Genomic DNA, 12,494 nt, shown 5'->3' with positions numbered 1-12,494 from the left:
TTTTCTTGATATAGTTTACTGGTTAATTAACTAGTAAACTATCGAGGTGACAGATGTCTGAATCCAATACAATTATTCATGAACTCAATACTTTTGTGCAAACCTACGCCGCGCGTTCTGAATTTATCAAAACGACGACTGCCCAGAAAATCAACGCCACACAAGCCCATCTGCTGATGCTATTGCAAGAAGAAAATGCAACCAATGCCAATCTGGCTCATAAGATGAACTTATCTAAACCAGCCATCACAAAGGCCGTTAAAAATTTGATTGCCCACGGCTACGTCATTTCATCACAAGATGCCAGCGATAAGCGCAGTGTGAATTACGCTTTAACTCCTGCTGGTATCAAGCTGGCGCGCCAACATGAACAGTCGCATCAAGCCTTACACGAAGACATTGATGCCACGATTGCGACTTTTACACCCGAACAACAAGCCACCATTATTCACTTTCTCAAACAAATTAATCAACTAGAGGATACCCGATCATGAAAAAACTCATTGCCGTGTTGGCAATTATCGTCATTGCCATTGTTGGTTTCGCTGCCTTTAAAGGTAGCGAAACCCCTCAAAAGGCCACGAATAAAATTAGCATTATCACGTCAACTGATTTTTACGCCGAACTTGCGCAAACCGTTGTCGGTGATCACGGCACAGCAACGGCCATTATCAAGCACGATAATATTTCCCCTGAAGACTATGAACCCACAACAGCCGTTGCCAAAAAAGTCAACGGGACTGACATTGTGATTGCTAACGGCTTAGGGTACGATGCTTGGCTCACAAAATTAGCCAAATCATCCCAAAAGTCGCAACTCGTAGAAGTTGGTGAAGATGTTTTACATGACAAAATGGGTCAAAATCCCCATTTATGGAATGATCCCAACACGATGATTCAATCAGCTCACTATTTAGCAGATCTTTTATCTAAAAAAGATCCCGCCCATAAGTCAGACTATCAAGCAAACGCCAAGAAATATATTGCCAGCTTACAGCCCATCACTGATTTAGTGGCACAACTGAAAGCCAAGTCCAATCAGCAAGACGTCGCCCAAACTGAACCAGTCTTTGAATACATGTTAGATGCGCTCGGTTATCACGTCATGGATAATGATTTTTCTGAAGCGATTGAAGAAGGTAACGATCCCTCACCAGCAACCTTATCTGCTTTGAAAACAGCGATTACATCACATAAAATCGCCTTCATTGTCAATAACAAACAAACGACCAGCTCAACCGTGACAAACATCATCAATCTCGCCAAGGCTAACCATATTCCAGTTGTCAACGTCACAGAAACCATTCCAAATGGTGAGCACTATGTCAGTTGGAAATTAGCGGAACTCAAACAAATTCAAGCCATCATGAAATAACATCACAACCGTGATACGAACAGCTGTTCAAAAAGTGTTATACTACCATTGAGTGCAAAAGCTTTGCTAACTTTTGCAAAATAGTCCCGTCATTTGGTACGAATTTGACGTGGTTTGGTAGCAGCTATGCATGGAGGTAATGTTTATGGCACTGACAGAGACTTATACATTGGCTAATGGGGTTCAAATCCCAGTTATTGGTTTTGGTACCTGGCAATCAGCGGACGGTGATGTCGCCTACGACGCAGTTAAATGGGCACTGGAAGCTGGTTATCGACATATTGATACCGCCGCAATTTACGGCAACGAAGCTTCCGTTGGCCGTGCGATCAAGGATTCTGGGATTGCACGTGACGAACTGTTTGTCACGACAAAACTTTGGAACGATGCCCATAGTTACACGGCAGCCAAAGCCGCTTTGGCCACATCATTAGAAACCCTTGGTTTGGATTATGTTGATTTGTATCTGATTCACTGGCCTAATCCAGCCGCGGTGCAAGAACAAGGGCCGCAAGCTTGGGAACAAGCCAATGCGGATACTTGGCGCGCCATGGAAGAAGCCTACGCTGACGGACAAGTTCGCGCAATTGGCGTATCCAACTTTCAAATTCATCATTTGGAAGCACTAGCGAAAACGCAAAAGATCGCGCCAATGGTGAACCAAAGCTTCTTGAACCCTTCTGATGAACAAGCTGAATTGGTCGCTTATGATAAAGCGCATAATATCTTAGACGAAGCTTACTCACCATTAGGTACTGGTAAGCTGGTACATTTGCCACAAGTTGCTGATTTGGCAGCTAAGTATGGTAAATCCGTCCCACAAATCTTGATTCGTTGGTCATTGGAAAAAGGCTTCTTGCCCTTACCAAAATCAACACACCAAGCCTATATTCAAGCCAACTTAGACGTGTTTGATTTTAGTCTCACCCCAGAAGACATGGCAACATTAGATGCCTTACAGGGTGTTGGTGGCGCTCACACAGAACCTGATACAGCAGATTTTTAACCGATTAACAAACAGTTGTTTCACGTGAAACAACTCAAAAGGCGGACGACCAATAGGTCGTCCGCCTTTTTATAAGCTGTTATTAAACTGAACGCTTTTTAAAAATCCAGTACGCCACACCATACATCAGCACAATATCAAGCAAATAAACCCAAAGTACTGTTGTTTGTGACAAATGCACGAGGTCTTTGAAGGCCGTCTTTGGCAATTCAAGCATCGCAATACCGAGATAAATATTAAACGGATTCCACTTCATGATTGGCGCCATTTCAATCAACAACGCCGATAAACTCGTCAAAATCGGTGTCCCAACAATCATGACCACACCCAAGCCAATCGCGGCCCCAGAGCTTTTCACCAAGTTTGTAATGAGTAACACTAAGGCCGCAATAAATATGATTTGTAGCATCGTGATAACAAATGTCTGCCCCATCACTTGCCAACCGGTTCCCATGTCGTTTAACTTGGCCTGCAAGTTCACTTTAGGAACGAAAATAACTTTCGCTAGCATCGTCCCTAGAAACGCTGTGACAAACAACGCCAAATAAACACTGAGATTTAACAATAGTTTGCTGGCAAAGATCTGCCCGCGGCTAAAACGCCGTGAGAGCAATGGTCGAATTGTCCCAAAGCCAAACTCTTGTGACACGCTTAAAGCCGTGATAATAATCCCAGCAAAGACAATATACAACGTCGCTTGCCCGAAATTCACGACAACTTCACCGGAACGTTGTGTTTTAAAAATGGCCATGACTGCCAACGGGAAAAGAAAACTTAAAGCTAACCAAATATACAGACGATTCTGTTTAAACGCCTTATAATACTCTTGTTTCATTAATGTCAACATAGCTTATTCCCCCTGCTCGTCATGCGCCAATTTATCCAGTAAGGTGCGTTCCAAATTGCCCGTTACGGTTTTAATCGCTGTAATACTAATACCAGCTTGATTGACTGCTGTAATGATTTGCTGTAATGTCTCAGCCCCCGCAATTTCAACTTGCCCCTCAGCAGTTGTCGCAGTCCAGCCATGTGACACAGCCAAATCAGCCGTAGCACGGTTATCTGAGGTATCAAATAACCAGCGTGTTTGGTCTTGGTTGAAAAATGCCGTGATTGTGGCTGTTTCAATGATTTTACCGTTGTTAATAATGACCACATCATCCACTAGCTTTTGGAGTTCATCTAACAAGTGACTGGAAATCAAGAAGGCGACACCCTCGTCTGCCAATGTGCGAATCAGAATCCGTAAATCATGGACTGATTGGGGATCCAAACCATTCATGGGTTCATCTAAAATGACCAACTTTGGGTTACGAATGAGCGCAATTGCGATACCCAAGCGTTGCTTCATCCCCAAAGAAAATTGCTTAGCTTTTCTTTTACCAAAATTAGGCCCGTCAATTTGTGTTTTCCGCATCAATGTCTGGAAATCTGCCGGTGTTTTGGTATCCATAGCATAGAGCTTTAAGTGCTCTAAGGCCGTCAAATTAGGATAAATAGCGGGATATTCAATTAAGTTCCCCATTTTATCCAAGGCTTGATGATGACTAAACGTAATAGGTTGCCCATCAAACATAACACTGCCTGAATCATAGCGCATCAAACCAGTAATCGCACGCATCGTTGTTGATTTACCGGCACCGTTTGGCCCAATTAAACCGACAATTCGCCCAGCTTCTACCTGAAAGCTGACGTCCGTCATGGCCATTTTTTTGCCATAACGTTTGTTAATATTTTTAACCTCTAATAATGCCATTTTTCCCCCTTAATACTGTACCCAATTAGCGATCCCAAGTCATTTTAAATCTTGGCTTAAAGACAAACGCAAACGTGATGCCTGCCAAAATGACCGGTATAATCATGGTGCCGATGACCACCTGCGCATCAATGGCGCCAACATGGCTCATCAATGTCGTCAATTCCGTTGCTGCAAAAACGAAAATAACGATTGGCCAACGCAAATAACGTATCCGAACAGCTTCTTCGGTAGTTTCACTACTAATTTTTTTCGCCAACATATACCCAATACTGAATAACGCCAAACCGGCCATAAACATGATCGTCAAGTCCAACAACATATTATTTTGCCAATAAGAGGCAATGGTACTGAGTGGTTGCCCCATCACGGCCACCGTAAATACCACACCCACAACCTTCATCCAGTTAGGGCCGATCACGGTATAGATAATGGCGGCAATACTGGCAAAAAAGAAATAGCCAAAGGCAAAATCCAAACTCGTTGTCATCAAGCCTGTCATATTAACCGGTTGTATCACGAACAACATACCAATAGTCACCAAAAAGCCGATGACAATTGGCAAAACAACTAATAAGAGTACCCGCGAGATAAACAATTGCCCACGTGAAACACGCTGCGTATATAACCACACATCCAACCGGCGTGATTGATCTAACAATAATGAGAGGAACCCCACGACTAGCCAGCCACCGGTGAGTAAGATGCCACTTTCAGCGATGGCCGACAATTGATGTTGCCAAAGAGATGAGCCGACTTGCAGTCCCAAGAGTCCCAAACCCAAGATGAATGCTAACATCATTTGATCCTTTTTAATGTGTGCATATAGCTGTAATGCTTGCTTCATTCTGCCACCTCCAATTCTTGCTGCCAAGCATAGGCTTCTTCCGCAAAACTCGCCCGAAAGACATCTTCACTCCCCACTGGTAGCTCTTCCACAAATTTGAAATCTTGTCCTGCTAATCTAATCCCGATTTCTTCCGTGAAATCATTGAAAACAATTGTCACAATATGCCCAGTTTGCGCAATAATCGTGCCACTCTCCCGTAAGAAGCTTGGCAGTTCATCACCAGCAAAAGCTAATTGATATTTTCTAATATTTTTATTTTCTTCAATGGCAAAAGTCCGATCAATCGTATGGTTTTTGAGGAGCAAAACACGATCAACTAGAGTATCTAAATCCACTAAATTATGGGAGGCAATCAATACGGTTGTTTGATGCGCCGTCACTTGATCGACAATGAGTTGTTTCACTTGATCACGAATCAACACATCAAGCCCATCTAACGGCTCATCCAATAAAACATAGCGCGCCCGACTCGCAAAACTCGCAATAATCACAAATAACGCCCGCATACCCTTTGAATAAGTCCGAATACGTTTACTATTATTAAGGCCAAAACGTTTAATTTCGGCATCATACCAAGCTTCATCAAAGTGACGATACGCCACTTTCAAAATGGCTTTCACTTTTTTAGGGGAATAATAACTCAACCAATTTTCAGGCATATCCACGTAAAACAATTGATCATGCAAATCAATTGTTTTCATATAATCCAAGCCATCTAAGCCAATTCGCCCAAAGTCTGGCAATAATTCACCTGAAATCGTATCAAACAACGTGGTTTTCCCAGAACCATTTCGCCCAACTAATCCCACAATTTCGCCCTGATGTAACTCAAAGCTCACATTTTTTAAAACATCTTGTTTTTGAATTTTCTTCGAGATGTTTTCAACCACTAACGTCATGCTTCCTCCTCGTGTTCTTCCCCTTGTACACCGTAACCCAAATCAATCCAGCGCTGCAACTGCGCCCGCGGAATCGCAGCCCGCTTGGCCTCAATGATGACTTCATCCAATCGCTGTTGAATACTTGCCAGCAAACGCTCATCTGTGGCCGTTGCTTCATGTCCCAAAACAAATGCCCCCTTACCAGCAATCGTTTCAATCACTTGTTGCTGTTCTAGGGCCTTATAAGCTTTTGCCACTGTGTTAGGATTGAGTCCCTCAATTAGGGCCATTTCTCTAACAGATGGTAGCTTATCGCCCTGACGCAACGCGCCAGATGCGATTTGTGATTTAATCCGCCACATCAGCTGTTCGTACAATGGCTGATGCCTCTGAATTTGTCCCATTCATGTCACCTCTTTTTATCTGACTTACGATAAACGCATTTTTGTCATGCCATACCCAACCAACTGTACCACGTGTACTATTGTACATAGTACAGTTGGTCGTGTCAACACGTGGCAATCCCCTCTGTGGCATCATCAATAACGCAAAAAAGCACCGCAACAGTCATGTTGCGGTGCTTTTTTAACAAACGAAACCCCGTATCTGCTTACAATACGGGGGATTTTATATCTTTAAGAGTGAGAAGAGAAGAGATTTTTTAGGAGAGAGAATAAAATGAAAATCCACCAGTATTTACAGGGTTTCGTTCTTAATTAATAAGTTTCTTGTTGCTTATCAATAACTTTATTATAAAGACCTAAGATTAAATTTAGTTTAAAATAGCTGAAAATAACTGACTTAAATGCTTTAAAATGTCACAACCAGGCACGTTATGACTAAAAAACGTCGCAAACTAGTCAGACTAGTTTGCGACGTTTCATTTTTTATTTAACTTCACTTAACTTTGTTGGGACGGTAATTTTACCATCTAAAATTTCTTGTTTAGCTGCTTGCGTTGCTGCCCAAGCATTTTCTGGCATTGAATCACGGGCAATATCAACACCCTTTTGCTTCAAGCCATACGTTACAGTTTGGCCACCAGGGAACTTCCCCTTTTTACCGTCTTCGGCGACCAATTCGATGGCGTTGTCAACCCGCTTAATGGCAGATGCCAACGTGAAGTTAGCCTTTTTGCCATCCTTAGTTGTATAGTTACCATCTTGCTTTTGATCCATGTCAACACCGATGACCCAGACTTTATTGTCTGCCGTGGTGTTTTCATTGATAGCCTTCGCCTCAGCAAAGACCCCGTTACCAGTTGCCCCGGCAGCTTGGAAAATCACATCAACACCACTGGCATACATGGCTGCGGCAATTGTCTTACCCTTAGCTGCATCAGTAAAGGTATTGGCATATTGTGACACGAATGTTGCCTTTGGATTTGTTGCTAACACACCAGCTTTAAAGCCAGCTTCGAATTGTTCAACAACTTCACCCTTCACACCACCAACGAAACCAATCTTACCCGTCTTTGACACAGTCGCTGCGGCAACACCTGCAAGATAAGATGATTGTTCTGAATGGAACATAATTGAAACGGCATTCTTAGTTGGTACTTTGGCTTCAACCATCGCAAAGTTAGTCTTCGGGTTAGCCTTAGCCACTTGATTCATCGCAGGACCACCCATGAATGAAATCCCGACAACCAACTTATAGTTCGCTTTCACGGCTTGTTGCAAGTTTGACTTGATTTCAGAATTATCATTTGAGACAAAATAAGTATAACCGTTTGCCCCTTGCTTTAAGCCGTTCTTTTCACCATAACGCTTGATACCAGTCCAGGCTGATTGGTTAAACGACTTATCGTCGACACCGCCAGTACTTGTCACTAAGGCAACAGAATAAACATCTTTCTTCTTTGCCCCTGAATTCATGGCAACAGATGTGCCAATACCAATAACTGCAACAGCGGCGACTAGGCCACCAATCAATGTTGAACGCTTCATTTAATTTTCCTCCGACTATATATCTCTCTGTATATATAGAAATTATTTGTGTTTTGCCAAACTCGGCTTAAATACACCGTCAACTATCATACCAGTAATTTTTTATCAACGCAACCAATAAACTTGCCTCAGTTTATTTTTTAAATTTTTTCTATCTGGTTAATACTATTTTTAACAATGCGATTTACTTGTTTTACTTTTCACAAACAAGCGTATATACTTACTTATTGTAATAAACATCACGAATACTCGTGACACAATAAGGGAGAGAAGAATTATGATTTATTGGTTACGTCACTCAAAAGTGGCTATGTGGGGATTAACGATACTACGTATCTACCTTGGTTTTGGTTGGGCAAAAGATGGGTTTGAAAAGCTTACTGGCCCTAAGCCTTTCGATGCATCAGGCTTGATTATGAGTGCCATTAAGCACCCAGTAACAGATCCAAGTGGTGCAAAGGCCTTTCCTTGGTATGACTGGTTCTTGTCAACATTCACTAATAACGGTCACAACACAGCATTCTTTTCATTTTTGGTTGCTTGGGGTGAACTATTAGTGGGTCTTGGTCTTATTTTCGGGACATTGACAATCGCTGCTAGCTTCTTTGCACTTGTTATGAACTTCTCATATCTTGGTGCTGGTGTTGTTTCAGTCAACCCAACTTATATTTTCATCGGCAGCTTGCTCTTGGTTTCTGGTTACAATGCGGGTAAGATTGGCTTGGATCGCTGGGTAACACCATTCCTCCGTTCAAAGTTTCCTTTCCTCAATAATGATATTAAAGTCAATTAGCGCTTTAACCAATTTAAAAAAGACCCAATTGGGTCTTTTTTTATTATCCTCAACAATGCGTTTATCTTGTCGTGCAATAGACGCATTCTGTATAATGAGCGTAACAACTAAACGCTAGAGGTGTATGATGCAATTCAAAGATAAACCTTACCATTTCATCCCCGCAACAGTGCCCGAGTCAGCGCATACCGTTATTCGCGACGTGGCTTATGGCCCCGATTCGCGACAATATTTAGACATCTACTTACCTGCTGGTCAGCAATCTTTCCCAGTCATTCTTGATTTATACGGTGGTGGCTTACTCCGCGGACAAAAATCCTCTTTTAAACTCAACCCCAGTTTACGCTTTTTAGCAGCTGGTTTTGCGGTGGTTAGCATGGATTATCGCCTCAACACCGCCACCCATAATCAGTTCCCCGCACAAATTGCCGACATTAGTGCTGCCATTCATTTCTTGGCCCAACATGCAACGGATTATCAATTGAATATGACGCACCTCACGCTCATTGGTGAATCCAGCGGCGCCCAATTAGCCGTGCTTGCTGCTGCCAGTTTTTCAGCCGGTGTGCCACTAGGTCCCCTATCACCAGCAGATATTGCGACCTTACCGGAAATCAAGCGCGTCATTGGTCTATATGGCCCTTATCAAGTCGACCAAATGACGCAACAGTTCCAACAGCTCGGTATTACGCCTCAGTTCCCAGAGACCGGTACAGCTGATGCCTTTGAAGGCATTATGTTAGATCACCACGCACCAGAAACTGTACCAGATCGTGTTAAACAGGCCAATCCCGCTACCTATTTGACACCAAAAATGCCACCACTTTTCTTAATTGCCGGCACTAAAGATCCCGTCGTCCCTTATTTACAGAGTGTCGATCTCGCGCAACGTTACCAAACCGCCACGTTGCGCCCAGCCAAAACATTGTGGGTGCCAGACGGTGTCCATGGCCCAGCCGATTATGATACCGATGCCATCTATCAACAAAAATACGCCTTTATCACAGAAACACCAAAAAACGACGCCCCATACTAGGCGTCGTTTTTTGCTAATAATTGTAAAATTGTGCGCGAGACACCGTCATGGTTATTATCAGCCACAACCGGTAAAAAGTCCCCCACTAAAGTCGTTTTTGGCATGATGAAGGGATAACCCACATGCGTTAACATCTCAACATCATTACCACCGTCACCAAACGCAGCAACATGGGCCATCTCAATCCCTAAGTGATCCGCTAATACTTGCAACCCCACTGCCTTATTCACACCAGCAGGCACAATATCAATTGCCCCTGTACCGGTTTCGGTCACATGGACAGCATGCCCCAATGTTTGCTTAGCCGCGGTATAAAACTGTAATTCATCAAAGTCACGCCAATTCATAGTGACTTTAAAGATTGGCTCCGCAATATCGGCAACATTGTCAAAAATGACAATATGTTGAAAATATTTTAGGTGCTTATCCATCACAGTCGTCGCAAATTCACGTGGGATATAGGCCGTATCATCTGTTGAATAAACTACCCCTTGGTCTGGTTTTGGTTCAAAGTTGGTAATTAAGGCCGCAATTTGCGCTAACGTTGCGCGCGGAATCGCTCGTTCATATAACACCTGCCCATCACCGGTCACAACCCGCGCACCATTGTTGGATACAAAATTAATGCCGTCATTTAAAAAACCGGCCATGATGCGATTAATGCGTGTCTGATGGACACCGGTAGCAATCGCAAAGGCAATATGCTGGGCTTTAAGTTGAGTGAGGACAGTCCGAAATAACGCATGATCAAACGTCTTATCATCCGCTAAGAATGTCCCGTCTAAATCTGTTGCAATCAGCTGAATATTTGCCATGAGTCGTGTATTCCGCTTCTATTTTTTCGCTCTCTAGCAGTCGTCTATGTCTATTTTTAGTTTACCACATTTATACCATGACAAATGTGACTGAGCACTTACGCATACGCTAGAATCCGTTGGGCAATCCAAGCAGCCTCACGTAAAATGACCGTGTTGACGCCAGGACGTGGAATCACCGTTCCAAACCACTTAAGACCTTCAAGCGTAATGCCATAAATATACAAATGTGGCACTTTATTACCATTTTGGTCAATGACTTCAAAAGTTTGGCGATCAAATGTCGCAGCGCCTATCTGATAAGTTGACCCGTCTGCGCGTGTTCGAGTTGGTTGCACGAGCAGGCCTTGTTGACGCAAGTTTTCAATGACAGGGTTTCTTGAGATAGCAATATCTGTTGCCCCTAAGCGTGCTTCAATTAAAGCATTCCCACGGAATTCTTGCTGGCGTACGTCGCGGGCAACAAATTGTTGCCCCTCAGTGTCAACATGAATTTGTGGTGCTGTTACTTCAAAAATCCCTGCTTCTATCAAAGCCAGTAATTGTTCAATCCGTTCAAGCGGTGGGCCAACTGATACTGACACATCGAACGGTTTAAATTGACGCAAAAATTTTTCATACTCGTCTGCGTCAAAATACTCATGTTCAATCACATATCGAATCCGATCACGTATATCACGCATAATATCAAAGGTTCCGGCAAAAGGCGCGTGCTTATTACCTAGCTTGGCATCGGCAATGTCTGCCCGTAAATACGTTTTAAACCACGTTGCATAGTCAACTGCAGCATCTAAATCACGAGCCGGATTACGAATTAAGTCAATATCAAATACTGGGATGTCATCTAGGCCAAATGCTTTTGCTGTCGCCGTTAAATCATCACTGGTTAACAAGGCTTGTCGTAAGGCTTCAGCTTGATCATAAGGCAAACGATTAGGCATAATCGCCAGTTGATTTAAAATGTATTTGTAAGTGAGCTCTTTTACCACTAATTTTTCAAAATCGTCATACTGTAAATGGCCGCCACCCGCTGCCCGCAAAGCGTCTAAAGCGGGTAACGTGAAAAACTTTGGCACGTATAATTCACTCGTATCCTTTTCGTTGACACCACGTGCGTGTAGTGGGAAACCACCACGCGAACCCGCAATAACATGCGGCTCATGACCCGAAGGGATATAGTCTAGTTCACCGGCAGCATTTCGGACAAATTGCCCCCCTTTACCCACGGTTAAGGCGGATAAATAATCAAAAAAGCTCAAGCCGAGACCGCGAACAATAATGGTATCGTTTTCATCAAATGCTGACAAATCCGCTTCCGCTGGGTGCATTGGCGCAACATACTTAAGTTGATTTTCCGCAGCAAATGTTTTAAAGCCAGCCTCTTCTTCTGACAAATAATCATCCGAATGCCCTAACGCCATCACCACTTGATCTGATAAAATTTGCATGCCATCAGCTAACGTCAATTGGAATTTCTGACCAATCGGTGTCACCTGGGTGACGGCTTGTTGCGTAAATGTCAGCGTTTGGTTTTGACGCACACGTTGCGTTAACCATTCAAAGAACCAAGCTGCATAAACGCCCATCATGCCCCGCGAAGCAAAGTCACCTGGTTGCTTTAATCGGGCAACTTCTTGCTGGTAAAATGAGTCAAATTCGGGATGAGCTGCTAAAAACGTTGCCGCTTGTCCTGCAAGCCATTGTCGTAGGTTTGGCCCTGGTAATGGCTTACCACCATTTTCGATGGAGTCATCGTTAAATAAAGTAATTTGATCAATCACAGTGTTCATTAAAAACTGCTGATTTTGTGATATGAATGGATCCCAGACACGGCCACCAATTGCATAGGGATCAAAAATTTGAATATCGAGCTTAGTATCATCCTCAGCGAGATTGATAAGCCGCTCTGCGACAGCCAGACCACGAGGTCCAGCACCAATAATTGCAACTTGCATGTATCTATATTCTCCAAAGCGTTAATAAAAACGTCTTATCCATTATTTTGTAAACTAGTTTCCATTATAGTCGGTTTT

General features: G+C 43.2%; 13 protein-coding genes. 5 read left to right on the top strand and 8 right to left on the bottom strand.

Going from position 1 to position 12,494, the window contains the following annotated elements; genetic code table 11:
• Positions 1-53: 53 nt before the first annotated feature.
• From FGL80_RS03065 to FGL80_RS03055, 3 genes are all read left to right on the top strand, one after another.
• Positions 54-494 (top strand): MarR family winged helix-turn-helix transcriptional regulator, encoded by a 441-nt coding sequence (locus tag FGL80_RS03065; RefSeq protein WP_055308509.1) that lies wholly within the window; start codon positions 54-56, stop codon positions 492-494.
• Positions 491-1,375, top strand: a complete 885-nt coding sequence (locus FGL80_RS03060; protein WP_055308510.1) for a metal ABC transporter solute-binding protein, Zn/Mn family — start codon at positions 491-493, stop codon at positions 1,373-1,375. The genes FGL80_RS03065 and FGL80_RS03060 overlap by 4 nt, the downstream gene beginning before the upstream one ends.
• 145 nt (positions 1,376-1,520) lie before the next feature.
• The gene (locus tag FGL80_RS03055) at positions 1,521-2,381 is read left to right on the top strand and encodes an aldo/keto reductase (RefSeq protein WP_055308511.1); all 861 of its coding nucleotides are present in this window, start codon (positions 1,521-1,523) and stop codon (positions 2,379-2,381) included.
• 82 nt (positions 2,382-2,463) lie between these two features.
• Here FGL80_RS03055 and FGL80_RS03050 read toward each other — a convergent pair whose 3' ends face one another.
• The 6 genes from FGL80_RS03050 to FGL80_RS03025 form a co-directional block, all read right to left on the bottom strand.
• A complete protein-coding gene (locus tag FGL80_RS03050) occupies positions 2,464-3,228 on the bottom strand; it encodes an ABC transporter permease (RefSeq protein ID WP_055308512.1) in 765 nt (254 codons plus the stop codon).
• Positions 3,229-3,231: 3 nt separating this feature from the next.
• Complete coding sequence (locus tag FGL80_RS03045; RefSeq protein ID WP_055308513.1) at positions 3,232-4,137, bottom strand: ABC transporter ATP-binding protein; 906 nt, start codon at positions 4,135-4,137, stop codon at positions 3,232-3,234.
• A 25-nt stretch (positions 4,138-4,162) separates the two neighbouring features.
• On the bottom strand, positions 4,163-4,984 hold the full coding sequence (locus FGL80_RS03040) for a hypothetical protein (protein ID WP_055308514.1): 822 nt from the start codon (positions 4,982-4,984) through the stop codon (positions 4,163-4,165).
• A complete protein-coding gene (locus tag FGL80_RS03035; RefSeq protein ID WP_055308515.1) occupies positions 4,981-5,886 on the bottom strand; it encodes an ATP-binding cassette domain-containing protein in 906 nt (301 codons plus the stop codon). Before FGL80_RS03035 ends, FGL80_RS03040 begins: the two co-directional genes overlap by 4 nt.
• Positions 5,883-6,272: a GntR family transcriptional regulator gene (locus tag FGL80_RS03030; RefSeq protein ID WP_055308516.1), complete on the bottom strand. Its 390-nt coding sequence runs from the start codon at positions 6,270-6,272 to the stop codon at positions 5,883-5,885. Before FGL80_RS03030 ends, FGL80_RS03035 begins: the two co-directional genes overlap by 4 nt.
• A gap of 483 nt (positions 6,273-6,755) precedes the next feature.
• Positions 6,756-7,817 (bottom strand): BMP family lipoprotein, encoded by a 1,062-nt coding sequence (locus tag FGL80_RS03025; protein WP_010006252.1) that lies wholly within the window; start codon positions 7,815-7,817, stop codon positions 6,756-6,758.
• Positions 7,818-8,094: 277 nt separating this feature from the next.
• On the opposite strand from FGL80_RS03025, the gene FGL80_RS03020 reads away from it, so the two are divergent.
• Together FGL80_RS03020 and FGL80_RS03015 are read left to right on the top strand one after the other, a co-directional pair.
• A complete protein-coding gene (locus FGL80_RS03020) occupies positions 8,095-8,610 on the top strand; it encodes a DoxX family membrane protein (protein WP_055308517.1) in 516 nt (171 codons plus the stop codon).
• Positions 8,611-8,737: 127 nt separating this feature from the next.
• Positions 8,738-9,646 (top strand): alpha/beta hydrolase, encoded by a 909-nt coding sequence (locus FGL80_RS03015; protein ID WP_147001980.1) that lies wholly within the window; start codon positions 8,738-8,740, stop codon positions 9,644-9,646.
• On the opposite strand, the gene FGL80_RS03010 is transcribed toward FGL80_RS03015, so the two are convergent.
• Positions 9,643-10,461 carry an HAD-IIB family hydrolase gene (locus tag FGL80_RS03010; protein WP_147001797.1) on the bottom strand — a complete coding sequence of 273 codons (819 nt, stop codon included), beginning with the start codon at positions 10,459-10,461 and terminating at the stop codon, positions 9,643-9,645. The two genes, FGL80_RS03015 and FGL80_RS03010, sit on opposite strands and share 4 nt — an antisense overlap.
• 98 nt (positions 10,462-10,559) lie before the next feature.
• The gene (locus FGL80_RS03005; protein WP_055308520.1) at positions 10,560-12,416 is read right to left on the bottom strand and encodes an FAD/NAD(P)-binding protein; all 1,857 of its coding nucleotides are present in this window, start codon (positions 12,414-12,416) and stop codon (positions 10,560-10,562) included.
• Between the last annotated feature and the right edge of the window lie 78 nt (positions 12,417-12,494).

It is taken from the genome of Leuconostoc lactis (genome assembly GCF_007954625.1).
GTDB classification, from domain to species: Bacteria; Bacillota; Bacilli; order Lactobacillales; family Lactobacillaceae; genus Leuconostoc; species Leuconostoc lactis_A.
The sequence above is the reverse complement of the archived record's forward strand: the minus strand, read 5'-3'. Positions and strand labels throughout refer to the sequence as shown.